This is a genomic window from Ideonella sp. BN130291, from assembly GCF_036231905.1.
Classification (GTDB): Bacteria; Pseudomonadota; Gammaproteobacteria; order Burkholderiales; family Burkholderiaceae_C; genus CAMLIZ01.
In genome coordinates, this window is sequence record NZ_JAZARE010000012.1 from 130,441 (window position 1) to 154,524 (window position 24,084).

The window sequence follows — 24,084 nt, forward strand, 5'->3', positions numbered from 1 at the left end:
TCACTTCGTTCGCTGCCCCCCGAGGGGGCGCGTCAACGCCTTCGGGCGGCCGGGCGGCGCTGACATGGCCCGCACCGTCGCCGTCGTCGACTACGGCATGGGCAACCTGCGCTCGGTGTCGCAGGCGGTGATGCATGTGGCGCGGGGCGAAGGTGTGGAGGTGATCGTCACCTCCTCGCCCGATGCCGTGCGCGCTGCCGAACGCATCGTGCTGCCGGGCCAGGGCGCCATGCGCGACTGCATGCGCGAGCTGCTGGACAGCGGCCTGCAGCAGGCGGTGCTCGAAGCCGCCGCCAGCAAGCCGCTGATGGGGGTGTGCGTGGGCATGCAGATGCTGCTGGACCACAGCGACGAGCAGGACACCCCGGGCCTAGGGCTCATCCCAGGCCGCGTGCAGCGGTTCGAGCTCGGAGGCCAGCTGCAGCCGGACGGCAGCCGCTACAAGGTGCCGCAGATCGGCTGGAACCGGGTGGTGCAGGTGCCCCACGGCGGTGCGGTGCATGCCATGTGGCAGGGCGTGCCCGACCAGGCGTACTTCTATTTCGTGCACAGCTTTTTCGCTCGCCCGTCGGACCCGCACCACAGCGCCGGCGAAACGGAGTACGGTCTGCGCTTTACCAGCGCCGTGGCCCGGGATAACATTTTTGCCACCCAGTTCCACCCCGAGAAGAGCGCAGCGCACGGCCTGGCCCTCTACCGCAACTTCCTCCACTGGAAGCCCTGACACGGTTTCTCGGGATCCCACCTTCCTCCACCACCGCTTCACAGCCATGTTGCTGATTCCGGCGATCGACCTGAAAGACGGCAAGTGCGTGCGCCTCCAACAAGGCGACATGAACGTGTCAACCACCTTCGGCGAGGACCCGGCCGCCATGGCCCGGCGCTGGCTGGATGCGGGCGCCCGGCGCCTGCACCTGGTCGACCTCAACGGCGCTTTTGCCGGCAAGCCGATCAACGAAGCCGCGATCAAGGCCATCCTCGCCGAGGTGGGCGACGACATCCCGGTACAGCTGGGCGGCGGCATCCGCGACCTGGACACCATCGAGCGCTACCTGGACGACGGCCTGAGCTACGTGATCATCGGCACCGCCGCGGTCAAGAGCCCCGGTTTCCTCAAGGACGCCTGCAGCGCCTTCGGCGGCCACATCATCGTCGGCCTGGACGCCAAGGACGGCAAGGTGGCCACGGATGGCTGGAGCAAGCTCACCGGCCACGAGGTGGTGGATCTCGCCAAGAAATTCGAGGACTACGGCGTCGAAGGTGTCATCTACACCGACATCGGCCGCGACGGCATGCTCACCGGCATCAACATCGAGGCCACCGTCACGCTCGCGCAGGCGCTCACCATCCCGGTGTTCGCCTCCGGTGGGCTGTCAAACATTGCCGACATCGAGCGCCTGTGCGCGGTGGAAAGCGAAGGCATCGAAGGCGTGATCTGCGGCCGCTCCATCTACACCGGCGCGCTCGACTTCGTGGCGGCGCAAAAGCGCGCCGACGAGCTGGCCGACGAACTCACGCAGTAAGGCATGCTGGCCAAACGCATCATCCCCTGCCTGGACGTCACCGGCGGGCGTGTCGTCAAGGGTGTCAACTTCGTGGAGCTGCGCGACGCCGGTGATCCGGTGGAGATTGCCGCGCGGTACAACGACCAGGGCGCCGACGAGCTCACCTTCCTGGACATCACCGCCACCAGCGACGAACGCGACCTGATCCTGCACATGATCGAGGCGGTGGCGTCCCAGGTGTTCATTCCGCTCACCGTCGGCGGCGGCGTGCGCACGGTGGAGGATGTGCGGCGCCTGCTCAACGCCGGGGCCGACAAGGTCAGCTTCAACTCGGCGGCCGTCGCCAACCCGCAGGTCATACGGGATGCGTCGCAGAAGTACGGCGCCCAGTGCATCGTGGTGGCCATCGACGCCAAGGCGCGCGAGGGCGGCGGCTGGGACGTGTACACCCACGGCGGGCGCAAGAACACCGGGCTGGACGCGGTGGCCTGGGCCCGCCAGATGGCGGAGCACGGGGCTGGCGAGATCCTGCTGACCAGCATGGACCGTGATGGCACCCGGATCGGCTTCAACCTCGAGCTCACCCGCGCGGTGTCGGACGCGGTGCCGGTGCCGGTGATCGCCTCCGGCGGCGTCGGCAACCTGGAGCACCTGGCCGACGGCATCCAGCTCGGCCATGCCGACGCCGTGCTGGCGGCCAGCATCTTCCATTACGGCCAGCACACCGTGGGCGAGGCCAAGGCGCTGATGGCATCACGGGGCATACCGGTCCGCCAGTGAGCGAGGTCCGCATCATCGGCGGCGCGTGGAAGCGCAGCAAACTGCCGGTGCTGGACAAACCCGGGCTGCGCCCCACGCCCGATCGCGTGCGCGAGACACTGTTCAACTGGCTGGGGCAGGACCTGGCCGGCTGGCGCTGCCTGGATGCGTTTGCGGGCAGCGGGGCGCTGGGTTTCGAAGCCGCATCCCGTGGCGCGGCCAGCGTGGTGCTGCTGGAGCGCGATCCTGCGCTGGTGCGTCAGCTGCGCGCCGCCCAGCAGCGGTTGCAGGCCAGCACGGTGCGGGTGGAACAGGCCGATGCACTGGCATGGATGCGGCGGGCGGCGCCGGCCAGCTTCGACCTGGTGTGCCTGGATCCGCCGTTCGACGCCGGCCTGTTTGAGCCGGCCTTGGCCGCGGCCCGCCGGCTGCTGCGCGAAGACGGTGTGCTCTACCTGGAGGCGCCCGAGCCCTGGAGCGAGCCGGTGCTCGCCCCCTTGGGATACCGCCTGCGCCGCCAGGGGCGGGCCGGCGCGGTGCATTTCCACTTGTTGCAGCGCGACATTACACTGGCCGGATCCCCCGCCGAGGAGCCCGCGTCTTGACCTCCGTGACCCGTCTGACCGCCGTCTATCCCGGCACCTTCGATCCGTTCACCCTGGGCCACGTCGACCTGATGCGCCGTGCCAGCCGGCTGTTCGAGCGCCTGATCGTGGCGGTGGCGGCCGGCCACCACAAGCGCACCATGTTCACCATCGCCGAACGGCTGGAGATGGCGCAGGAGCTGGCGTCCCAGCATCCCAATGTGGAGGTCATCGCCTTCCGCGGCCTGCTGCGCGATTTCGTGGTGCACCACGGCGGCAAGGTGGTGGTGCGGGGGCTGCGGGCGGTGAGCGACTTCGAATACGAATTCCAGATGGCGGGCATGAACCGCCAGCTGATGCCCGAGGTTGAAACACTCTTCCTCACCCCCAGCGACCACTACCAGTTCGTTTCCGGCACTTTCGTGCGCGAGATTGCCATGCTGGGCGGTGATGTTTCCAAGTTCGTGGCACCCTCGGTGCTCCAACGACTGCAGGAGCGGGTGTCGCGCAGCGACCCTGAGTGAGGCCGGCATGGCCCTGATGATCACCGACGAGTGCATCAACTGTGATGTCTGCGAACCGGAGTGCCCCAACCAGGCGATCTCCATGGGCGCGGACTATTACGTGATCGACCCGAACCGCTGCACCGAATGCGTGGGGCATTTCGATGAGCCGCAGTGTGTGCAGGTGTGCCCGGTGAGCTGCATCCCGGTGGACCCGGGGCGTCACGAGACACGCGACATGCTGATGGCCAAGCACCGGGCGTTGCAGGTCGCAGCGGCTGCTCCCGAGCAGGGCCAGCCCGTCAGCGAACCGTGACGGGCGCGTCCGGCGCGTGGCTGGGCGATTTCTTCGACTTCTTTTTCTTGCTCTTGCTGGCCGCCGGCGCAGACGCGGACCGGGCCGCAGGCACGCCTCGTTCGCCCCGGATGCCGACCGCCACGGCTGGCTGAACGGCGGCTTCCCGGCGCTCGCGCTCCTGCGCCAGGCGCCGCGCGAGCGCGGCTTCACGCTTGGCGGCGGCTTGTGCAGCCTGTCGCTGGGCGTTGGTCCGTTGGTCGTCCACGTCCACCGGGCGGCCGGCCGGGCAGGGCTCGCTGCTGTACTGGTTGCCTTCGGGGCCGCAGCGGTAGACCGTTTGAGCCGGTGCCATGGCGGGGAGCAGCACCAGCGCACACACCAGCAGCCGCTTCACGATGCGGCCTCCGGGGTGGCATCGTCCGCCGGCTGGGGCGGCTTCGGTTGCTTGGGCCGTGGCGGCTTCGCATGGATTTTCATCATCGCCTTCTCCATGTCGCCCGCAAGCACCAGGTCCAGCGCTTCCAGCGATCGGTCGATCGCCTTGTCGATCAGTTCCCGTTCGGCCAGAGGCGGCTTGCGAAGCACGTAGTTGATGACCTCCGCCTTGACGCCCGGGTGGCCGATGCCCAGGCGCAGGCGCCAGTAGTCCGGGCTGCCGAGCTGGGCATGGATGTCCTTCAGCCCGTTGTGGCCTGCATGGCTGCCGCCGAGCTTGAGCTTCATCTGGCCTGGCAACAGGTCGAGTTCGTCGTGCACCACCAGCACTTCTTCCGGCGCGATCTTGAAGAAGCGCGCCAGCGCCGCCACCGACTTGCCGGACAGGTTCATGTAGGTCTGCGGTTCCAGCAGCCACACGGGGCCGTCGGGCCGGTTCACCCGAGCCACCAGGCCGTGATAGCCGCGATCGGGCAGCAGCGTGGCACCCAGCTTGCGCGCCACTTCGTCCACCCACCAGAAGCCGGCGTTGTGGCGTGTCGCGTCGTATTCCGGCCCGGGGTTGCCCAGGCCTACCAGCAGTCGAATCATGGGGCGGGATTATCGAGGGGCTCGGAAACGAAAAAGCCCCACCGAAGTGGGGCTCGAGGGGTGCACCCGAAAGGGGGCGGTCGCGTTCGGCGACCAGCCCCTTATTTCTTGCCCTTGCCCTTGGCGGGCGCGGGTGCCGGTGCGGGGGCGGCGGCTGCAGCCACTTCTTCCTCGGCGACGGGAAGGGTCGCCACTGCGATCACCGGGTTCGGCTTGCCGTGCGTCACCACCTTGGTGCCCTTGGGCAGCTTGATGTCGTTGACGTGCAGCGACTGGCCCTTGGTCAGCTCGCCCAGGTCGACGGTGATGAACTCCGGCAGCTGAGAGGCCAGGCAGTTGATTTCCACTTCGGCCATCACGTGGTTCACCAGGCACTTGTCGGTCTTGACGGCCGGCGAGTTTTCCTCGTTCACGAAGTGCAGCGGCACCTTCTTGTTGATGCGGGTGGTCTCGTCCACGCGCTGGAAGTCGATGTGCATGACCATCGGCTTGTAGGCATGCATCTGGTAGTCACGCAGCAGGACCTTCTCGGTCTTGCCGGCCACTTCCATGTCCAGCAGCGACGAATGGAAGGCTTCCTTCTTCAGCGCATGGAACAGGGCGTTGTGATCGAGCTCGATCATCTTGGCCTCGCCGGCGCCATAGACAATGCCAGGCACCTTGCCAGCCACGCGCAGGCGGCGGCTCGCTCCGGTCCCCTGCAACGTGCGCTCATAAGCGACGAATTTCATGGTTTCACTCCAAAGGTGAGGCGCCCGCGACCAGGCGCCTATGGATGGGCCCGAAAGGCCCGACAAAAAAGAGAAGGGACACCGAAGGTGTACCCGCTTCTCCATCTAAAAATTATTGTTCTGCTCCGCAAACAGGGAGGTCACTGATTCGCCGTCCGAAATGCGGCGGATCGTCTCCGCGAACAGGAAGGCCACGGACAACTGGCGAATCTTGGTGCAGCCCTTGGCCGAGGCGCTGAGCGGAATGGTGTTGGTGATCACCACTTCGTCGAGCTGGGAATTCTTGATGCGTTCGATGGCCGGGCCGGAGAACACCGCGTGCGTGCAGTAGGCGTAGACGCTCTTGGCGCCGCGCTCCTTCAGCACCTCGGCCGCTTTCACCAGCGTGCCGGCGGTGTCGATCATGTCGTCCATGATCACGCAGTTGCGGCCATCGATCTCGCCGATGACGTGCATCACCTCGGAGACATTGGCCTTGGGGCGGCGCTTGTCGATGATGGCCAGGTCGCAGTTCAGCTGCTTGGCCAGCGCACGGGCGCGCACCACGCCGCCCACGTCCGGGCTCACCACCACCAGGTCGGAATAGGACTTGGCCTTCACGTCCGACAGCAGCACTGGCGAGGCGTAGATGTTGTCCACCGGGATGTCGAAGAAGCCCTGGATCTGGTCGGCGTGCAGGTCCATGGTGAGCACACGCTCAACGCCCACGGTCTGCAGCATGTTGGCCACCACCTTGGCGCTGATGGGCACGCGGGTGGAACGCGGGCGGCGGTCCTGCCGCGCATAACCGAAGTAGGGCATCACGGCGGTGATGCGGCGGGCCGAAGCGCGCTTGAGTGCATCCACCATGATGCACAGTTCCATCAGGTTTTCGTTGGTCGGGGCGCAGGTGGACTGCACCACGAACACGTCGCGGGCGCGCACGTTCTGGTCGATGCGCACATCGACTTCGCCGTCGGAAAAGCGGCCCACATGGGCCTTGCCGAGGTCCACGCCGAGGTGGGTGGCGATCTCCTGCGCGAGAACGGGGTTGGCGTTCCCGGTGAACAGAACGGTGTTGAACAGCATGTTCTCTCCGTGAGAGCCGGCAGGTTCCGGCCGATTGCGCGTTCCCTCAGGCCTCGCTGTCCCGGAGACTCAGAAAATTTGGCAGGGGAGGAAGGACTCGAACCCTCGCATGTCGGAATCAAAATCCGATGCCTTAACCAACTTGGCGACTCCCCTACACAGGTTCCGGCCTGACGGCCGACACCTTGAAACCGTTTCAGTCTGCCCACCCGGCGAGCGGATGCTGCGTCAGACTGCGGCACATTCGACCGACCCAGCCGGGAGGAAGCTCCCCCTCCCGCCATGTCGCCACAGGTTGGTCGCCTGTACCGTCCCGGATTGCTCCGGCCCTTGCAAACACCGCACTCCCTGAACCCGTCATGCGGCTGTTGCCAAAGCGCTCTTCGAGCCACTGGGCCACATCCCTGACTGCCGGCGCCTGGGCTTCGGCGGCTGGCTGCAAATCATTGCGGCCGGTCACTGAAGCAGTGTCTGCAGGTAAGCCCGCAAGTATAACAGGCTCTGTGTCGCGTACCAAGAGCGGGCTTTGAAAGATCGTTTTTGTCGGGATGTCCACCGGCGGTTTCACGACGGCAAACCACTGCGGCGCCAAGTCCACCGGCGTCAGCTGCTCGCCGATGCCTTCGACGAAGGCGTTGTGGCCGCCGATGAAAAACGGCACGTCGGCGCCCAGCCGTTCACCCAGCTGCAGCAGCTTCTGACGTGACCAGTTCAGGCCCCAGAGTCGGTTCAGCGCCAGCAGCACCGTGGCAGCGTCGGAACTGCCGCCGCCCATGCCGGCGCCCGAGGGCAGCCGCTTCTCGATCGTGATGTCCGCGCCCAGCGTGCTGCCGCGCGCCGGCGGCCGCAGGCGAGCGGCACGCAGGCACAGGTCGTCCTCCGGCAGGGCATGGCCGGTGTCGTGGCGCGTCAGCCTGCCGTCCGCGCGGCATTCGAGGTGCAGCGTGTCCTGCCAGTCGATCAACACAAACAGCGACTGCAGCAGGTGATAGCCGTCGGCCCGGCGGCCGATGATGTGGAGGAAAAGGTTCAGCTTGGCCGGTGCCGGCACATCCCAAAGCGCCTTCATTGCGCTCAAGGGGCCAGCTTGGCGCGCACGGTGACGGCCGGCGGCGCGCTGCGGTGCGCGACGATCCAGCCTTCGCTTCGGCGCTCCAGCGCCACCGTCCAGCCGAGCTGCTCGAAGCCGGCGCCCGGCGCGGGCAAGGGGCTGCTGGGCGCGCCCGCCCAGGGCTTGCCGCGCAGCCAGTCGAACAAGGCGCCCAGCGGCAGCGGCTCGCCGAGCACTTCGTCGGCCAAGGCGGGCAGGTCGCGGAAGCGCTTTTCGCCGTCGCTGCTCTTGAGCACCACGTCGGTCGGGCTCCAGCGCGCCTGCGCCATCACGGTCCCCAGCGGCGAGGTGAGCTGCATCTCGCCGCGTTCGGGGCCGCCACGCAGGTCGAAGGCGGCACTCACGTTGCGGGCCGGTGCGCCGTTGTGGGCGTCCACCTGCACCGACAGGCGGCCGCTGAGCGTGTCGTCCGGGCCTTGGACGGGCGGATTGAACGTGCTGCAGCCGGCCAGCGCGGCACACACCGCCCACGCGGCGACCACGCCTCTCACAAGTCGACCTTCAGGCGCGCCAGCACTTCGCCCAGCACCTCGTTCTTGCTGTCCTTGCGCTTGGCATCGCGCAGCACCTTGCGCGCTTCGTCCCGCTGGCCATCGACCCAGAGCACTTCGCCCAGGTGGGCAGCGATTTCGGGGTCCGGGCGGGCGCTGTAGGCCTTGCGCAGCAGCTGCAGGGCCTCCGGGCGACGGCCGAGGCGGTATTCCACCCAGCCCAGGCTGTCGGTGATGAAGGGTTCACCGGGCGACAGCGCCAGCGCCTTTTCGATCAGCGCCTTGGCTTCGGGCAGGCGCTTGTTGCGATCGGCCAGGGAATAGCCCAGCGCGTTGTACGCGTGGTGGTGGTCGGGCTTGATCTCGATCACCTTGCGCAGCAGGCGCTCCATCTCGTCGGCGCGATTGAGCTTGTCTTCGACCATGGCCTGCTCGTACAGCAGGTCGGCGTCGTTCGGGAAGCGCTTGTTCGCGGTCTCCAGCACCTCATTGGCCTCGCGCCAGCGCTTCACGTCACGCAGCACCTGGGCTTCGGCCACCAGCTTGGCGCGTGCGTCTTCCGGGCTGCGCTCCGGCACCTTCTGCACCAGCGCGCGCGCCTCGCGCAGCTTGCCCTGGCGCGCCAGCAGCACGGCACGACGGGTCTGCACCTCCAGCGCGCGCTGCGGGCTGTCCACCTTGGCCAGCCAGTTCTCGGCCGCGGTGTAGTCGCCACGCATCTCCGCCGCCTGCGACAGCAGCAGCCAGGCCTGGATCAGGCCGCGGTCGGACGAGCCCGAGGCCACGGGCGCGTCATCGTCATCGTCGTCATCGCCTTCGCTCGCGGCCGGTGTGGCCGCCGCCGGCTTGCCGGCTTGCACGACCTGCACATAGCGCTGCAATGCCGCGTCCGCTTCCTGAGGATGGTGCAGTTCCAGATGCAGCGCCCCCAGCGTGAGCCAGGCGGGCGCGATATCGGGTTGCTCGCGCGTCAGCTGCTCGAGCTGGACCACTGCATCGGGATAACGCTGCGCATTCGTCAGCGCCCTGACATAGGCCAGCCGCACCATCGGCTCGGCCTTGGGCTGGCGCAGGTAGCCCGTGATCACGCTTTCCACTGCCGGTGTCGTGGGCAGCATGTCCAGCGCCAGCAGCGCCGGACCGGGCGCGGTGGGGTCGTCCTTCTGTGCTTCGTTCAGCAGGGCGCCGGCCCTGGCCTTGTCGTCCGCCGCCAGCCACATGCGGCCGATGGCCACGCGCGAGGCCGTGCGGGTCTCCGGCGCCTCTAGGTAGGGCTGCAACAGTTGCTCCAGCAGCGTGGCCACCTGCTTGTGGTCGGCGCTGCGCTGCAGCAGGCGCGGCAGCGAGGAGATCAGCCCGGCGCGCTCCGCCGGCGGGCTGGCCAGCAGCAGGGCGCCCAGCGGTTCCATCGCGTCGGTCGGCCGGTTCAGGCCCATCAGCAGCTGCACGTGGTAGCGCAGCGCCTCGGTCGAGCGCGGCAGCGCGGCCCGCCAGGCGGTGGTGGCGCTCAGCGCCTGGTCGCCTGCGCGGGCCTGCAGTGCAATGTCCACGGCGCGGCGGAACAGGGCTTCGTCCTGGGTGCGTCGCGCGGCGTCCAGGATCACCTGGAACGCCGTACCGGGCTCGCCGGAGCGCAACTCCATTTCACCCAGCAGCAACTGGTAGAACAGCGGCGCGTCGAGGTTGGAGTTGACCACCGGTTCAGGCGCCGCAGCGGCCGTTTCAGGTGCCGCCGCCGTCACCGGCGCCTGGACCAGCAGCGCAGCGCATGCCGCGGCGGCCAGGGCGGAACGTCGGCAGCGGCGCAGAAAAAGGGCAGACATCGAAGCTCCTGATTCGAAAATTGATTCTAGAACCGCACCAGGGCCACACCGGTCCGGCCGGTGCGCCGCAATGCCCATAATGCCCCGATGCCGGAATTGCCCGAAGTCGAAGTCACGCGGCGCAGCTTTGCCGAGCGCATCGCCGGAGCCCGGGTCACCGGCGTGCGGCTGGGCGCTCCCTTGCGCTGGCCACTGGGTTGCGACCCGGAAACGCTGCACGGGTTCACTGTGGGTGAAGTGCAGCGGCGCGGCAAGTACCTCTGGGTCCCGCTTCTCGACGGCCGCCACCCCGTGTGTGGCTTGTTGCTGCACCTGGGCATGTCGGGCTCATTGGCGTTCGGGGAGCCGGGGGCGCAGCCTGGAAAGCATGATCATTTCGACCTGTTCACCACCCGCGGAGTGCTCCGGCTGACCGACCCCCGGCGCTTTGGCGCGGTGGTGTGGTCGCCTGGTCTGGAGCACGGCATGGCCGCCAAGCTCCTCAGCGGGCTGGGCCGGGAACCGTTTGATCCGGCGCTGACGCCGGAGGTCGTGCATGCAGCCTTGAAGGGCCGGCGTACGAGCATCAAGGCTGCCTTGCTGGCCGGCGACATCGTCGTCGGCGCCGGCAACATCTACGCCTGCGAAGCCTTGTTCTGCGCCGGCATCGACCCGCGCACCGCGTGCCACCGGATCAGCCGGCCGCGTGCCGAGCGGCTTCTCGCCTGTGTGCGCGGCACGCTGGCGCAGGCACTCGAGCTGGGCGGCTCAACCTTGCGGGATTTTCGCGACGCCCACGGCATGAGCGGCGCCTTCCAATCGCAGGCGCAGGTCTACGGCCGGGAGGGCGAGGCGTGCCGCCGTTGCGGCGGCACGGTGCGGCGCATCGTGCAGGGCCAGCGCGCCAGCTTCTTCTGCCCGGGGTGCCAGAAGCGCTGATCGCGCTGCCGAGGCGGCTGAGGTCAGTGCCCCGCAGTGGCGGTGGCAAGCACCGTCCCGGCCTCGCCGCCGAGCCAGCCCGTCCGCGTGTCCACGAAGTAGGCGCTGGCCAGATTGCGGTTGGTGCCGCTCGGCTGCAAGGTCCACGTGGCGCCACCGTCGCTGGTGGACACCACTGCACCGCCAGTGCCCACCGCCCAGCCATGCAGTGCATCGGCGAAGAAGACGTCGTTCATGTCTGCCGTGGTGGGAACAGGTATGCGGCGCCAGGTCATTCCACCATCGGTGGTCTGGATCAAGGTTCCGCTGGTGCCTACAGCCCAGCCGACCGTGGCGGTCTGGAACATCACGCGCCGCAGATGGTCCACCACACCGGAGGGCCGCAGCGACCAGGTGAGGCCGCCGTCGGCCGTGCGGGCAACGTAGCCGTTCGTGCCGACCACGACGCCTTCGTTGGCGTTGATGAAGCGCAGGCCCGCGACACCGTAGCGCAGCGTGCTCAGCTTGGTCCAGGTCTGGCCAGCGTCGGTGCTCGTCGCAAGGTCGCCGTTGTAGTTGACGTTGAAGCCCCGGTTGGCGTCGACGAAATGAAAGTCCACGATGGAGCTGTCCGGGATGGAGCCGGCAGATGTCCACCAGGATTGGCCACCGTCAGTGGTGCGCTTGATACCGGTGCCGCCCGACAACATCCAGCCGTCGGTGGAGGAACTGAACTGCAGCCGGGAGGCATAGCCGCCGTAGTAGTAGCTGTTGGGCATGTCGCGGCGCGTCCAGGTCAGCCCGGCGTCCGCGGTGCTCAGCAACCAGCCCGCATCGGAGACGGCCAGGCCCTTCTTGGCGTCGAAGAACCACAGCGAGCTCAGCGCACCGGTGGCTTCTTCGGGTGCACCACCGAGCACGCGCTGCCACGACACACCGCCATCGGCCGAAAGATAGGTCCGGGAGCCGTAGCTCAGCAGCACGCCGGCGGCGGTGATGCGCACACGAAGTGCGTCATACATGCTTTGCGTCGCTTCGCCGGGCACCGCCAGGCGCGTCCACGCACCGCCGGCGTCTCGGGTCAACCACACGGCACCGTCCTGTCCGCGCAAGGCGAGCGTGTTGTCATCGATGAACTCGCCCGCGTAGACAGCGCCCGCCGGAGTCGGCAAGGTCAGTGCAGACCAGGTGGTGCCAGCGTCCGTGGTCCGATAGAGGGTGCCCGCAATCAGCAGCCAGCCGTTGGTCGCGCTGAAGAACCTGAAGCCCGTGGGTGAGTAGTACCCCGATGAACCGAGGCTCGGTGGAACAAACTGCGACCACGTGGCTCCGCCATCCACCGTGCGCCAGAGCGTTGGCTTGTAGTACGTGGCCGGGTCACCCGAGTCGTACGTTGTGCCAAAAACCCAGGCATGCGAGTCGTTCACGAAGCTGGCCGCCTGGAACGAGGTGCCCCAGTTGCTCGGCAGCACACTCACGGGCGTGTGGGCGGGGTCCGTCGACTTGAGCACCCCGCCGTAATACGCGAAATACCAAAGGGTACCGTTGGCCGCGACGGCAGCGGGGGACGGGCCGGACGCCGGCAGCCAATCATTGCCACTGTTCTTGGTATAGCGGACTTCACCATAGCCCGAGGTCAGCACCGCCGTGGACGGGTCGATGATCGTGAGGCTGGTACCGGTACTGCCGAATGAATTGAAACCGGCCGCCTGCTGGGTCCAATGGGCGCCCCCGTCCACGGTGCGAAGCACGGTGCCGTTGTCGCCGGCAGCCCAGCCGGTCATCGAGTTGCTGAATCGCACGCTCGACAGGCGCGCCGTCACACCGGAGGCCTGGGGCGTCCAGTTGAGGCCACCGTCGCTGGTCTTCAGCATCTGGCCGCCGCCGCCCACGGCCCAGCCATTGCTGGCGTCGACGAAGGTGATGTCCTCGATCACATTGCCCACCGGCAGGGGCCGTTGCCAGCACCAACCGGCTTGAGCCTGACCAGAGCAGACGGCGCTCTTCACCATCGCCGTGCGGCTGGCGGTGACCTTGAACGCGGCGGTCCGGGTCTCCCCGCTCTCGTTGGTGACGGTCAGGGTGACGTTGAATTCGCCCGCCGTGGCGTACTGGTGGGAGGGTTGGGCCTCGGTGCTGCTGCTGCCGTCACCGAAGTCCCACTTGAAGGACAGCTTGCTGCTGCTGCCCAGGTCGCTGCTGAACTGCGCCGCCGAGTCCACGTCCACGGACGAGGCACTCGAAATGGTGACGGCTGGGGGCAGCGGCGTGGGGCCGGCTGCGTCATCGCCACCGCCGCCCCCGCAGCCGGACAACAGCAGGCACAAACCGGACAGCACGCCGGCAAGACGATTGGTTCTCACTCCCTCTCCCTGACATCTCGTTTCAAAGCGGGCGATCATATGAGGCGATTTGCCGCGAGCCATCCCGGGAACGAGTGGTCTTTCGACGCCGACGAGCGGTAGGCCCTGGCCTCCGCTTGGTGATGTAGTGCCGCCCCGCGCGCCGCCGCTGTCAGCAGATGTTTCCCGCCGGGCCTGCCAAAAATGCTTGCGATACCATTCTTTGCACCCACAGCCCCGGTCTTCCGCCATGCAGCCATCATTCGCCAGCAGTCTCGACGCCCTGTCGGGTTGGCGCAGCGCGCTGGACCGCCATGTCAGCGAGCTGGCGCGTTACCTGGCCGAGCACGAGCTGCTGGACGACGCTGCCGCGCAGTCGGTCGACGGCGTGCGCCAGCGCCTGGCGGCCGACAAGCTGGTGGTGGCCTTTGTTGCCGAGTTCTCGCGCGGCAAGTCGGAGCTGATCAACGCGATCTTTTTTGCCGATACCGGCCGGCGCATCCTGCCCGCCACGCCCGGGCGCACCACCATGTGCACGGTGGAGCTGATGTGGGATGCCGCCGAGCTGCCCGAGCTGGCGTTGCTGCCCATCGGCAGCCGGCTCGAGGGCTTGTCGCTGGCCGAGTTGGGCCAGCGCCCCGAGGCCTGGCTGCGCGTGCCGCTGGACCCGTCCTCGCCCGACCGCCTGGCGGAGGCGCTGATGCAGGTGATGCGTGCGGAGTTCGTGCCGCAGGAGCAGGCCCGGGCCCTGGGCTTCTGGAACGACGAAGAACCGGACGACAACCCGCCGGTGGACGCACAGGGGCGCGTGGAGATTCCGGCCTGGCGCCACGCCCGCATCAACTATCCGCATCCGCTGCTCAAGCGCGGCCTGGTGATCCTGGACACACCGGGGCTCAATGCCATCGGCGCGGAGCCCGAGCTGACGCTCAGCCTGCTGCCCACCGCGCATGCGGCGGTGTTCATCCTGGGTGCCGACACCGGCGTTACCAAGTCGGACCTGACGATCTGGCGTGACCACCTGGGCAGCCAGACGCTGGCGCGCTACGTGGTGCTCAACAAGATCGACACCTTGCGCGACCCGCTGCTGCCCGCCGACGAGGTGACGGCGCAGATCGACCGCCAGCGCCAGGCCACCGCCGCCACGCTGGAGATCGCGCCCGAGCGGGTGTTTCCGCTGTCGGCGCGTGAAGCGCTGGCGGCCCGCATCGAGGGCAACACCACGCAGCTGAATGCCAGCCGCCTGCCCGCGCTGGAAACCGCGCTCAGCGGCCAGCTGCTGCCGCAGCGCCGCGAGATGCTACAGCAGGTGGTGCTGGAGGCCGTGGGCGCCCTGGAGAACCAGGCCTCGCGCCGCCTGGGCGACCGCCGCCGCCAGATGGCCGAGCAGATGCTGGAGCTGCGCGGCCTGCGCGGCAAGAGCGGCTCCAAGGTCAAGCTGATGATCCAGCGGGTGGACCAGGAGACGCAGGAGTTCGAACGCTGCACCGCGCGGCTGTCCGCGCTGCGAGCGGTGCATGCCCGCATGCTGCGCGAGACGCTGCTGGTGCTGTCCAGCGACCGGCTGCGCGACGAAGTGGCCGAGATGCAGAAGCAGATCAGCGAGTCCTTCTTCAAGCTGGGTGCCAAGAAGGCCTTCATCGCGCTGTGCGAGCGCCTGCGCGCCATGCTGGCGCAAGCCAGCGAGCGCTGCAACGAGATCCACGAGATGCTGGGCGCAACCTACAAGCAGCTCAACAGCGAATTCGGTTTTGCGCTGGTGCAGACCAAGGCACCAAGTCTGGAGCGTTATGCGCGCGACCTGGACCTGATCGCACGCAACTACAGCCAGTACCTGGGCTTGTCGCAGGCGTTGCGGCTGTCCGAGCCGCGCTTTCTGGAGCAGTTCCGCCGCATGCTGCTGTCCAAGCTGCGGGTGGCGTTCGAAAACGCCAGCGGCGAGATCGAGCTGTGGAACAAGTCGGCTTCCGCGCAGATCGATTCGCAGCTGCGCGAACGCCGGCGCGGTTTCAAGCGCCGCCGTGAAGCGCTGGAACGCATCCAGGTGGCCGCCACCGACCTCGAGCAACGCATCGCCGAGCTCGAAGGCCAGGACGAGCGTGACCAGCAGATGCTGGCGCGGCTGCAGGCCCTGGTGGCCGCGGTACACGAACGCGCCCATGCGCCGGTGCCGGTGGAAGAGCCGGTGGCCGAAGGCGCCGCCACGCGCGAGCCGCCTGCCTTGACGCTCGTGGCCTCGCGCCGCGCCTGATGACCCGGCCGGACACCGACATCGCCGGGCGGGTGATCGCCTGGCAACGCAGCCATGGGCGCCATGCCTTGCCGTGGCAGCGCACACGGGATCCGTATCGGGTGTGGCTGTCCGAAATCATGCTGCAGCAGACGCAGGTGAGCACCGTGCTCGGCTACTACGAGCGTTTCCTGCAGCGTTTTGCCGATGTGCGTGCGCTGGCCGCCGCGCCGCTGGACGACGTGCTCGCGGCCTGGAGCGGCCTGGGCTACTACAGCCGGGCGCGCAACCTGCACCGTTGCGCGATCGCGGTGGTGGAGCGCCACGGCGGCGAGTTTCCGCGCAGCAGCGCCTTACTCGCCGAGCTGCCCGGCATCGGCCGCTCCACGGCGGCGGCCATCGCGGCATTCTGCTTCGGCGAGCGGGCCGCCATCCTGGACGGCAACGTCAAGCGGGTGCTGACGCGGGCGCTCGCCTTCGGCGAGGACCTGGCTCAGTCGGCCAGCGAGCGCGCCTTGTGGGCGCGGGCGGAAGCGCTGCTGCCGGAAGAGGGGATCGAGTCCTATACCCAGGGCCTGATGGATCTGGGTGCCGGCGTGTGCCTGGCGCGCCGCCCGCAATGCCTGCTGTGCCCGCTGCAGGACGTTTGCCTGGCGCGCCAGCAGGGGCAGCCCGAACGCTACCCGGTGAAGACCCGCAAGCTCAAGCGCGGCCGGCGTCAAAACGCCTTGTTGTGGCTGGCAGCGGGCGACCGGCTCTGGCTGTCGCAGCGGCCGGCCGTGGGCGTGTGGGCGGGGCTGTGGAGCCTGCCCGAATACGCCTCTGCGGAGGAGCTCCAGTCGCTCACCAGCGCGTGGCCCGGCGAAGCGAAGGTGCTGGACGCCGTGCAGCATGTGCTGACGCATTTCGACTGGCATCTGCAGCCGGTGCGTCATGCCTTGCCCCCCGAACTGCCTGCGCAGGTGCTGCAGCAGGTGGAAGCCGCCTTGCCGGCCGGGCGCTGGGTGGCGCGGGATCAGGCGCTGCAGCTCGGGCTGCCGGCGCCCATACGCAAGCTCATCAGCTGACCACGCCTTTGCTGCGCAGGAACTCGTCCACCAGCTGCAGCCGCACCTGGGGCTCTTCCAGCTCCATCAGCTTCTGCTTGGCGGCCAGGGGGATGGGCAGCAGCTCGCACCAGCGGTTGGCCACCCAGCCGGCGTCGTCGAAGCGATAGGGTTCGGCGAACGGCACGGAGCCCTGCTGCTTCAGCGTGGCGATGGCATTGGCCAGTGCACGCACCGTGGGGATCATGTTTTCGCTGGGTGCCAGCGACGGGTCGTCGGGCAGCAGCTCCACCTTGGCGCGCCACAGCCCGTCGGGTTGCTGCACCGGGTTGCTGAGGCGAAAGCGCTGGCGGCCGATGCACTTGGCGCGCAGGATGCCGGTTTGTTCGCTATCTACCTCGGTCAGCTCGGCCAGCACGCCGGCGGTTTCGAAGCGCGGCTTCTGGCCCTCGCGCTTGAGCTCGCTGCCCTGGCGCAGGCACACCACGCCAAAGGGCTGCTGCTCGCGCAGGCATTCGCTCACCAGGTCCAGGTAGCGCGCCTCGAAAACCTTCAGGCTGAGCAGCCCGCCGGGAAACAGCACGCTTTGCAGCGGAAACAGCGGCAGGGTCTCGTTGTTGTTCAATCTCGGGCGTCCAGTTCGCGGTGGCGCACCAGTGTGACCACGCGGCCCTTGAATCGTTCAGCCAGCAGCTCGGCAATGTAGACCGAGCGGTGCTGCCCGCCGGTGCAGCCGATGGCCACCGTGAGGTAGCTGCGCTGGTCTTCTTCAAAGGCCGGCAGCCAGCGGTGCAGGAACGCATCGATCATGTCGAGCATCTCCGCGGCCTCGGGCTGCGCACGCAGGTAGTCGGCCACCGGCGCGTCGCGGCCGGTGTGGGGCCGCAGCTCGCGGATGTAATACGGGTTGGGCAGCACACGCACGTCGAACACGAAGTCGGCATCGCGCGGCACGCCGTGCTTGAAGGCGAAGGACTCGAACACCAGCGTCAGCGCGCTGCCGTTGGCCTGCACGAGATCGCGCACCCAGGCACGCAGCTGGGCCGGGCGCAGCTGGCTGGTGTCCACCACGGTGGACAGCTCGCGCAGCGCCTCCAGCAGCTTGCGCTCGATCTCGATCACTTCCACCAACGCCCGCTGGCCGTCGATGTCGCCGGCGCGGCGGGCGGGTTGGTTGTGCGAAGGGCTGGACAACGGATGCGGCCGGCGCGATTCGGAATACCGGCGCAGCAGCGCATCGGTGCTCGCGTCCAGGAACAGTGGCCGGATGACCACGCCCTCCTGGCGCAGATCGTTGATCAGGGACACCAGCTGCGGCAGGGAGCCGGCGCTGCGCACGTCCATCGCGATGGCCAGGCGTCGCGCCTCACGCTGCTGCTCCAGCCGCAGGAACTCGCGCAGCAGCTCCGGCGGCAGGTTGTCCACGCAAAAGAAGCCCGCGTCCTCCAGCGCATGCAGCGCCACCGACTTGCCGGAGCCGGAGATGCCGGTGATCAGGACAACTTCCCGCGGCGCGGCAGGGGTGGATGTGTCGCTCATGCGCGTGACCGTTTCTTGGCTGGTGCCGCGGTGTTGCCGGCCACGGCCAGCAGCTCCTGCGCATGGGCCACGCTGGTGCCGGACAGGCGCTCACCACCCAGCATGCGGGCGACCTCGGCCACCCGCGCTTCACCCTGCACCGGCTGCACGTCGCTGGTGGTCACACCCTGGTGCGCCGCCTTGGACACCACGTAGTGATGGTCGGCACAGGCCGCCACCTGCGCCAGGTGGGTCACGGCCATCACCTGGCGGTCGCGCCCGAGTTGCTTCATCAGCCGGCCGACGGTGTCGGCCACCGTGCCGCCCACGCCGGCATCGATCTCGTCGAAGATCAAAGTGCCGGCGCCACTCGCGTCACGGCAGGTGGTGACGGCAATCGCCAAAGCCAGGCGCGACAGCTCGCCACCGGAGGCCACCTTGGCCAGCGGCCGCGGCGTGCTGCCGGCATGGCCGGCAACCAGGAACTCCACCAACTCCAGCCCGAACGACTGGGGTGTGTCCTGCGGCAGCAGGGCTACTTCGAAGCGGCCGCCGCCCATGCCCAGCTGCTGCATCGCTTCGGTGACCGCGCTCGCCAAGCGGGGGGCTGCCTTCTTGCGCAACTGGCCGATGCGCTGGGCTTCGGCCCGGTAGGCACGCTCGGCTTCGGCGCGTGCCGCCTCCAGCGCCTGCAGGTCGGTGGCCGCGTCCAGCGAGGCCAACTCCTGCTTCCACTGCGCCAGCAGCGCCGGCAGCTCGGCGGGCGGGCGGCGATAGCGCCGCGCCAGGCTCATCCAGGCGGACATGCGCTGGTCCAGCTCACCCAGGCGCTCGGGGTCGAGCTCGGTGTGGTTCAGGTAGGCGTTCAGGGTGTGGGCCGCGTCCTGCAGCTGCGCCTGCGCGCCCTGCAGCACCTCGATCACCCCCGCCAGCTGCTGGTCGAAGGCGGCCACTTCGCCGAGCGCATCAACAGCGCGTGCGCTCAGGCTGTCGGCATTGCTGTCGCCATCGCTCACCGCGTCCAGCGCCAGCCGGGCGGCGTCCAGCAGCGCCTGCGCGTTGGACAGGCGCTGGTGTTCGGCATTGAGCTCGTCCCACTCATTGTCGGCGGGCGCGAGCTTGTCCACCTCGCCGATCTGCCAGGCTAGGCGCTCGCGTTCGCGTTCGAGCTCGCCTTGCTGCGAGCGCGCGCGCTCCAGCGCGTCGCTGGACGACTTCCATTGCGACCACAACGCCACCAGTGGGCGGGTGTCGACGCCGGCCTGCGCGTCCAGCAGCTCGCGCACCGAGGCGGGTCGCGTGAGGCTTTGCCAGGCGTGCTGACCATGGATGTCCACCAGGTGGTCGGCCGCCTCGCGCAGCTGCGTCACCGTGGCGGGGCTGCCGTTGATCCACGCCCGGCTCTTGCCTTGCGCGTCGATGGTGCGGCGAAGCAGCAGCACGCCATCGTCGGCGTCGAAGCCGGCGTCCACCAGCCAGGGCTGCAGCGACGCGGGAGTGTCGAACTCGGCCGTGATGTCCGCGCGGGCGGCGCCTTCGCGCACCACGCCGGCATCGGCGCGAGCGCCCAGGGCCAGCTGCAGCGCATCGATCAGGATGGACTTGCCGGCACCGGTTTCGCCGGTGAGCACGGAGAAGCCGCCGTTGAGCTCGACTTCCAGCGCGGGGACGATGACGAAGTCACGAAGGGCAAGGCGTTTCAGCATGAGGGTGCCACCGTATCAGGGCTCAGACGACGCCTTCGTACCAGCGCAACTTGCGGCGCAGGGTGGCGTAGTAGCTCCAGCCGCGCGGATGCAGGAAGCGCACCTTGTGCGCCGAGCGCCGCACGCGCACCTGGTCGCCGTGCAGCAGGCTGGCCAGGCCCTGCATGTCGAAGTTGGCGGATGCGTCGCGGCCGGCCACGATCTCGATGCGGATCTCGCCGCCGTCGGGCAACACGATCGGCCGGTTGGACAAGGTGTGGGAGGCAATCGGCACCAGCACCCAGCCGGCCAGCCCGGGATGCAAGATGGGGCCGCCGGCCGACAGCGCATAGGCGGTGCTACCGGTCGGAGAAGCCACGATCAGACCGTCGGCGCGGATGTTGGCGATGAACTCCTCGCCGATGTGCACGCTCAGCTCCACCATGCTGGCGGTGGCGCCGCGGCTGACCACCACGTCGTTCATCGACACGCTTTCGAAGATCTGCGCGCCGTCGCGCCAGACGCAGCCGTCCAGCATGGCACGGTGTTCTTCCTCGAAGTCGCCGGCGATGATGGGCGCCAGCGCTTCCAGCACCTGGCCCACCGGCACGTCGGTGATGAAACCCAGGCGGCCCTGGTTGATGCCCACCAGCGGCACGTGGTAGCGCGCCAGCTCGCGCGCAATGCCCAGCATGGTGCCGTCGCCACCCACCACCAGCGCGATGTCGCAGTGCTTGCCGAGTTCAGCTCGGCTCATCACGCCATATTCGCCTGCGAGGCCGGTGGCCTGGGCGGTGTCCGCCTCCAGCGAAACCTCCACGCCCTGGCGCACCAGGTATTGGGCAATCTCCTCCAGCACCGGGCGAATACCCTGGCCCTGCGGTTTGCCCACGAGCGCGGCGTGACGAAAGCGTGTCGGCATGCGAGGAATTACACCACAGGGATTTTGCAGCGCAGGCCGGCGTTGGACGCGCTGAACAGGCCACGCTCCGTACAATGAAACCCATGGACGAGCGTGCGAAAACCCTGTTGAAAACGCTGGTCGAGCGCTATATCGCCGAAGGCCAGCCGGTGGGCTCGCGCACGCTGTCCAAGGCCTCCGGGCTGGACCTGTCGCCTGCCACCATCCGCAACGTGATGGCCGACCTGGAGGAGCTGGGCCTGATCGCCAGCCCGCACACCTCGGCCGGCCGCATCCCCACCGCACGCGGCTACCGCCTGTTCGTGGACACCATGCTCACCGCCCGGCCGCCCGACATGGACCGGCTGGTCGCCGGCGAGGTGCGCGAGCAGCTGCGCCCCGACCAGCCGCAGCGTGTGATTGCCAATGCGGCGCACCTGCTGTCCAACCTGTCGAGCTTCGTGGGCGTGGTCACCGCACCGCGCAAGCCCAGCGTGTTCCGCCACATCGAGTTCCTGCGCCTGGGCGAGAAACGGGTGCTGGTGATCATCGTGTCCCCCGACGGCGACGTGCAGAACCGGGTCATCTTCACCGCGCAGGACTATTCGCAGGGCCAGCTGATCGAGGCCACCAACTACCTCAACGAGCACTATGGCGGCCTCACGATCGAGGAGGTGCGCGAGAAGCTCAAGACCGAGATCGACCAGCTGCGCGGCGAGATCGGCACGCTGATGCAGGCCGCGGTGGACGCCGGCACCGAAGCCATGGCCGAGAGCCACGAGCAGGTGGTGGTGTCCGGCGAGCGCAACCTGCTCACGGTGCAGGACTTCAACGACATGGGCTCGCTGCGCAAGCTGTTCGACCTGTTCGAGCAGAAGACGCAGCTGATGCGCCTGCTCGACGTGTCCAGCCGCGCCGAGGGCGTGCGCATCTACATCGGCGGCGAAAGCCGGGTGGTGCCCTACGAGGAGCTGTCGGTGGTGACCGCGCCCTACGAGGTGGACGGTCAGGTGGTGGGCACGCTGGGCGTGATCGGCCCCACCCGCATGGCCTATGACCGCATGATCCAGATCGTGGACATCACCGCGCGCCTGGTGGGCAACGCGCTGAGCCAGAAGTAGGCGCCACCTACAATCCGCCGCGCGGGCCGTTAGCTCAGTCGGTTAGAGCAGAGGACTCATAATCCTTTGGTCGCAGGTTCGAGCCCTGCACGGCCTACCACCTCCCGACCGACGCCCGCTGCCACCGGCTGTCGTCCCCGCCGCACAGGGGCGCGTTGTGTCCATGGCTTGCTGCCCATTCGGGCTAGCATCGCCTGGGCTGGCTTGCCAGCCCACCCACCCATCCTGGAGACACCATGAAACACGCTACCGGTTCGCTGCTTCTCGCTCTTGCTTGCGCCCTGGGCGCCACCACCGCGTTCGCCGCTGACGCGCCCAAGGCCGACGGTACCGTGGCCGAGGCATGCAAGGGCGATGTGGAAAAGCTCTGCCCCGGCGTTCAGCCGGGCGAAGGCCGTGTCGTGGCTTGCCTGAAGGAGCACAAGAAGGACGTCTCCAAGGAGTGCAAGACCGAGATCGTCAAGCAGCGCAAGGCGCACAAGGCCGGCTGACGCCGCTGCAGCAGCTCAGGGCAGGGCGACCACGCGGTCGCGGCCCTGGTGCTTGGCCTGGTACAGCGCCTCGTCGGCGCGCCTCAGGGTTACCTCGATCGGCTCACCCGGTTGCCACTGGGTGACGCCGATGCTCACCGTCAGGCCCGTGGCGAGCCCGGTACGGGCTTCGCCCGGCTGGCAGGCGGCCAGGCGCATGCGTTCGGCGGCGGCTTCAGCCAAGGCCTGCCCGGTGCCTGGCATCAGCACGACGAACTCCTCCCCGCCGAAACGCGCCAGCCAGTCCGACTTGCGCACCGTGCGCCGCAGCATGCGGGCCACATGGCGCAGCGCCGCGTCACCGGCCAGGTGGCCGTGGCGGTCGTTGACCGCCTTGAAGTGGTCCAGGTCCACCATCGCGATGCACAGCGGCTGGCCGGTGCGCGCCGCGGCGGCCGCCTCGCGCTCCAGTGCGGCCATGAAGGCATAACGGTTCAGCACCCGCGTCAACGCGTCGGTGGTGGCCTGGCGATGCAGCTCGGCTTCGTGGCGGGCCGCGGTGCGCTCGCTCACCAGTACCGCGATCAGGAAGGACAGCGCCGCCGTCACGTACACAGTGGCCCGGAACCGTCCCACCAGCTCGGGACCGAGTGCCTCGAACCCCGGCGCCGCCGGCCAGCCATGCAGCTGGAAGGTGATGAACAGCACCAGGTTGATGGCCACCGCGGTGGCCATGGTGGCCCGCTCCGCCCAGGGCACGAACATCGGTGTCACGGCGGCGAGCACCAGGAAGTACAGCTGCACGTTGAACTGCGTGCCCTGCGACACCAGCACCAGCATGGTGATGTGCAATGGCATCCACACCAGCAGCAGGCGCCGCGCCACGACAAAACGCCCCCGCGCGTTGAGCCACCACACCAGGGGGAACGCGGCGCAGCTGGGCAGTGCGCCCCACACGCCGCGCAAGAGCGCCGGGTTGCCGCTGGCGATGTACAAGGCGTCGTAGAAGGCGATGCTCACCAGGGCGATGAGCACGCCCACATTGGTTTCCATCACCTTGCGCTTGAGGCTGCGATCGGGCGTGAGCTCGCAGCCGGCATTGAGCAAGGCCAATGCGTATCGTCGCCACAGCGCTTTCACCACACGATATTAGTGGGCTGCTCCCGCGCTGCATGCGACGGAATGCGCACTTTGCGCCGATTGGGGTGGGCGAGCCCGGGCACCAAATCTGCTGCGTTCTAAGGCCCCCGACCCGTTGAACAAAGGAGATGGCGATGGCCCAGATCTGCGATGTGATGACCCGCGACGTGCGCGTGGTGAGTCCGGACGACACGCTGCAGCGCGTGGCGCAATGCATGGAAGAGCTCAATGTGGGCGCGATCCCGGTGGTCGACGGCGACAAGCTGGTCGGCATGGTGACCGACCGCGACATCACCGTGCGCGCGGTGGCCCAGGGCCGCCCGGTGGACACCACCGCGGCACGCGAGGTGATGAGCGCCCACGTGCGCTGGTGCTACGAGGACCAGGACGTGGACGACGTGCTGGACGAGATGCGCGATGTGCAGATCCGCCGCGTGCCGGTGGTCGACCGCGAGCACAAGCTGGTGGGCATCGTGTCGCTGGGCGACCTGGCCGAACGTGGCGGGCAGCAGCCCCGCGTGGCCGAGACGCTGAGGGACATCTCCACCCCGTCGCAGCCTGACCGGCACTGACCGTCATGGCAGCGGCCCCCCAGGACAGCGGCGCCGGCGCCGCACCCCCGACCCCGGCGCATCCGGGCGACGAAGCGCCGGCCGGCGCGCCGGGCTCCGGCGAATCGGTGTGCCGCCGCTGCGGCGGCAGCGGGCGCGACCAGGGCCAGGCGTGCCCGGACTGCGGCGGCACCGGCAAGGTGATCGAAGGCATCGGCGGCGGCTGAAATTCTTGCCTGTTCCCGGGCACCCGTGTTGCCGCACTTCGTTCTGTATCGACCCCC

26 protein-coding genes and 2 tRNA genes are annotated in these 24,084 nt (G+C 68.4%); 14 read left to right on the forward strand and 14 right to left on the reverse strand.

Going from position 1 to position 24,084, the window contains the following annotated elements:
- Window positions 1-64 precede the first annotated feature (64 nt).
- Genes hisH through VPH43_RS23400 form a run of 6 tightly spaced genes read left to right on the forward strand, consistent with a single transcriptional unit; the run spans window position 65 to window position 3,667 of the window.
- Window positions 65-724 (forward strand): imidazole glycerol phosphate synthase subunit HisH, encoded by a 660-nt coding sequence (hisH, locus tag VPH43_RS23375; RefSeq protein ID WP_328580176.1) that lies wholly within the window; start codon window positions 65-67, stop codon window positions 722-724.
- 46 nt (window positions 725-770) lie between these two features.
- Window positions 771-1,523 carry a 1-(5-phosphoribosyl)-5-[(5-phosphoribosylamino)methylideneamino]imidazole-4-carboxamide isomerase gene (gene hisA, locus VPH43_RS23380; RefSeq protein ID WP_328580177.1) on the forward strand — a complete coding sequence of 251 codons (753 nt, stop codon included), beginning with the start codon at window positions 771-773 and terminating at the stop codon, window positions 1,521-1,523.
- 3 nt (window positions 1,524-1,526) lie between these two features.
- Window positions 1,527-2,285, forward strand: coding sequence for an imidazole glycerol phosphate synthase subunit HisF (hisF, locus tag VPH43_RS23385; RefSeq protein WP_328580178.1), 759 nt, complete (start codon window positions 1,527-1,529; stop codon window positions 2,283-2,285).
- The gene (gene rsmD / locus VPH43_RS23390) at window positions 2,258-2,869 is read left to right on the forward strand and encodes a 16S rRNA (guanine(966)-N(2))-methyltransferase RsmD (RefSeq protein ID WP_442909334.1); all 612 of its coding nucleotides are present in this window, start codon (window positions 2,258-2,260) and stop codon (window positions 2,867-2,869) included. The genes hisF and rsmD overlap by 28 nt, the downstream gene beginning before the upstream one ends.
- Window positions 2,866-3,372 carry a pantetheine-phosphate adenylyltransferase gene (coaD, locus tag VPH43_RS23395; RefSeq protein ID WP_328580180.1) on the forward strand — a complete coding sequence of 169 codons (507 nt, stop codon included), beginning with the start codon at window positions 2,866-2,868 and terminating at the stop codon, window positions 3,370-3,372. The genes rsmD and coaD overlap by 4 nt, the downstream gene beginning before the upstream one ends.
- A 7-nt stretch (window positions 3,373-3,379) precedes the next feature.
- On the forward strand, window positions 3,380-3,667 hold the full coding sequence (locus VPH43_RS23400; protein WP_328580181.1) for a YfhL family 4Fe-4S dicluster ferredoxin: 288 nt from the start codon (window positions 3,380-3,382) through the stop codon (window positions 3,665-3,667).
- Here VPH43_RS23400 and VPH43_RS23405 read toward each other — a convergent pair.
- From VPH43_RS23405 to VPH43_RS23440, 8 genes are all read right to left on the reverse strand, one after another.
- Complete coding sequence (locus VPH43_RS23405) at window positions 3,654-4,043, reverse strand: hypothetical protein (protein ID WP_328580182.1); 390 nt, start codon at window positions 4,041-4,043, stop codon at window positions 3,654-3,656. The two genes, VPH43_RS23400 and VPH43_RS23405, sit on opposite strands and share 14 nt — an antisense overlap.
- A complete protein-coding gene (gene pth / locus VPH43_RS23410; protein ID WP_328580183.1) occupies window positions 4,040-4,675 on the reverse strand; it encodes an aminoacyl-tRNA hydrolase in 636 nt (211 codons plus the stop codon). The genes VPH43_RS23405 and pth overlap by 4 nt, the downstream gene beginning before the upstream one ends.
- A gap of 101 nt (window positions 4,676-4,776) precedes the next feature.
- The gene (locus tag VPH43_RS23415; RefSeq protein ID WP_328580184.1) at window positions 4,777-5,406 is read right to left on the reverse strand and encodes a 50S ribosomal protein L25/general stress protein Ctc; all 630 of its coding nucleotides are present in this window, start codon (window positions 5,404-5,406) and stop codon (window positions 4,777-4,779) included.
- 105 nt (window positions 5,407-5,511) lie between these two features.
- Complete coding sequence (locus VPH43_RS23420; protein WP_328580185.1) at window positions 5,512-6,474, reverse strand: ribose-phosphate pyrophosphokinase; 963 nt, start codon at window positions 6,472-6,474, stop codon at window positions 5,512-5,514.
- A 79-nt stretch (window positions 6,475-6,553) separates the two neighbouring features.
- Window positions 6,554-6,630: transfer RNA gene (locus VPH43_RS23425), tRNA-Gln, on the reverse strand.
- 40 nt (window positions 6,631-6,670) lie between these two features.
- Window positions 6,671-7,543: a 4-(cytidine 5'-diphospho)-2-C-methyl-D-erythritol kinase gene (ispE, locus tag VPH43_RS23430; RefSeq protein WP_328580228.1), complete on the reverse strand. Its 873-nt coding sequence runs from the start codon at window positions 7,541-7,543 to the stop codon at window positions 6,671-6,673.
- Between the two features lie 5 nt (window positions 7,544-7,548).
- Window positions 7,549-8,067 carry a lipoprotein insertase outer membrane protein LolB gene (locus VPH43_RS23435; protein ID WP_328580186.1) on the reverse strand — a complete coding sequence of 173 codons (519 nt, stop codon included), beginning with the start codon at window positions 8,065-8,067 and terminating at the stop codon, window positions 7,549-7,551.
- 5 nt (window positions 8,068-8,072) lie between these two features.
- Window positions 8,073-9,899 (reverse strand): tetratricopeptide repeat protein, encoded by a 1,827-nt coding sequence (locus VPH43_RS23440; RefSeq protein WP_328580187.1) that lies wholly within the window; start codon window positions 9,897-9,899, stop codon window positions 8,073-8,075.
- An 87-nt stretch (window positions 9,900-9,986) separates the two neighbouring features.
- Between VPH43_RS23440 and mutM the strand changes: the two genes are divergently transcribed.
- On the forward strand, window positions 9,987-10,817 hold the full coding sequence (gene mutM / locus VPH43_RS23445; RefSeq protein WP_328580188.1) for a bifunctional DNA-formamidopyrimidine glycosylase/DNA-(apurinic or apyrimidinic site) lyase: 831 nt from the start codon (window positions 9,987-9,989) through the stop codon (window positions 10,815-10,817).
- A gap of 23 nt (window positions 10,818-10,840) precedes the next feature.
- Here the strand turns inward: mutM and VPH43_RS23450 are convergent, their stop codons facing one another.
- The gene (locus VPH43_RS23450) at window positions 10,841-13,198 is read right to left on the reverse strand and encodes a YCF48-related protein (protein WP_328580189.1); all 2,358 of its coding nucleotides are present in this window, start codon (window positions 13,196-13,198) and stop codon (window positions 10,841-10,843) included.
- 190 nt (window positions 13,199-13,388) lie between these two features.
- Here VPH43_RS23450 and VPH43_RS23455 point away from each other — a divergent pair, with 190 nt between their 5' ends.
- Together VPH43_RS23455 and mutY are read left to right on the forward strand one after the other, a co-directional pair.
- Window positions 13,389-15,389, forward strand: coding sequence for a dynamin family protein (locus tag VPH43_RS23455; protein WP_328580190.1), 2,001 nt, complete (start codon window positions 13,389-13,391; stop codon window positions 15,387-15,389).
- Window positions 15,389-16,435: an A/G-specific adenine glycosylase gene (gene mutY / locus VPH43_RS23460; protein WP_328580191.1), complete on the forward strand. Its 1,047-nt coding sequence runs from the start codon at window positions 15,389-15,391 to the stop codon at window positions 16,433-16,435. The genes VPH43_RS23455 and mutY overlap by 1 nt, the downstream gene beginning before the upstream one ends.
- On the opposite strand, the gene VPH43_RS23465 is transcribed toward mutY, so the two are convergent.
- The 4 genes from VPH43_RS23465 to VPH43_RS23480 are packed head-to-tail and all read right to left on the reverse strand — an operon-like array spanning window position 16,428 to window position 20,539.
- The gene (locus VPH43_RS23465) at window positions 16,428-17,039 is read right to left on the reverse strand and encodes an LON peptidase substrate-binding domain-containing protein (protein ID WP_328580192.1); all 612 of its coding nucleotides are present in this window, start codon (window positions 17,037-17,039) and stop codon (window positions 16,428-16,430) included. The genes mutY and VPH43_RS23465 overlap by 8 nt on opposite strands.
- Window positions 17,036-17,953, reverse strand: a complete 918-nt coding sequence (gene rapZ, locus VPH43_RS23470) for an RNase adapter RapZ (protein WP_328580193.1) — start codon at window positions 17,951-17,953, stop codon at window positions 17,036-17,038. Before rapZ ends, VPH43_RS23465 begins: the two co-directional genes overlap by 4 nt.
- A complete protein-coding gene (gene recN / locus VPH43_RS23475; protein WP_328580194.1) occupies window positions 17,950-19,638 on the reverse strand; it encodes a DNA repair protein RecN in 1,689 nt (562 codons plus the stop codon). The genes rapZ and recN overlap by 4 nt, the downstream gene beginning before the upstream one ends.
- 22 nt (window positions 19,639-19,660) lie before the next feature.
- A complete protein-coding gene (locus tag VPH43_RS23480; RefSeq protein ID WP_328580195.1) occupies window positions 19,661-20,539 on the reverse strand; it encodes an NAD kinase in 879 nt (292 codons plus the stop codon).
- 74 nt (window positions 20,540-20,613) lie between these two features.
- On the opposite strand from VPH43_RS23480, the gene hrcA reads away from it, so the two are divergent.
- The 3 genes from hrcA (at window position 20,614) to VPH43_RS23495 (ending at window position 22,130) form a co-directional block, all read left to right on the forward strand.
- A complete protein-coding gene (gene hrcA, locus VPH43_RS23485) occupies window positions 20,614-21,639 on the forward strand; it encodes a heat-inducible transcriptional repressor HrcA (protein ID WP_442909332.1) in 1,026 nt (341 codons plus the stop codon).
- A gap of 23 nt (window positions 21,640-21,662) precedes the next feature.
- A tRNA-Ile gene (locus VPH43_RS23490) sits at window positions 21,663-21,739 on the forward strand.
- 136 nt (window positions 21,740-21,875) lie between these two features.
- On the forward strand, window positions 21,876-22,130 hold the full coding sequence (locus VPH43_RS23495) for a cysteine rich repeat-containing protein (RefSeq protein WP_328580197.1): 255 nt from the start codon (window positions 21,876-21,878) through the stop codon (window positions 22,128-22,130).
- A 15-nt stretch (window positions 22,131-22,145) separates the two neighbouring features.
- Here VPH43_RS23495 and VPH43_RS23500 read toward each other — a convergent pair whose 3' ends face one another.
- Window positions 22,146-23,249: a GGDEF domain-containing protein gene (locus tag VPH43_RS23500; protein ID WP_328580198.1), complete on the reverse strand. Its 1,104-nt coding sequence runs from the start codon at window positions 23,247-23,249 to the stop codon at window positions 22,146-22,148.
- 134 nt (window positions 23,250-23,383) lie between these two features.
- Here VPH43_RS23500 and VPH43_RS23505 point away from each other — a divergent pair, with 134 nt between their 5' ends.
- Both VPH43_RS23505 and VPH43_RS23510 read left to right on the forward strand, forming a co-directional pair.
- Window positions 23,384-23,821, forward strand: a complete 438-nt coding sequence (locus VPH43_RS23505) for a CBS domain-containing protein (protein WP_328580199.1) — start codon at window positions 23,384-23,386, stop codon at window positions 23,819-23,821.
- Window positions 23,822-23,826: 5 nt separating this feature from the next.
- The gene (locus VPH43_RS23510) at window positions 23,827-24,027 is read left to right on the forward strand and encodes a hypothetical protein (protein ID WP_328580200.1); all 201 of its coding nucleotides are present in this window, start codon (window positions 23,827-23,829) and stop codon (window positions 24,025-24,027) included.
- The last annotated feature ends 57 nt before the right edge of the window (window positions 24,028-24,084 follow it).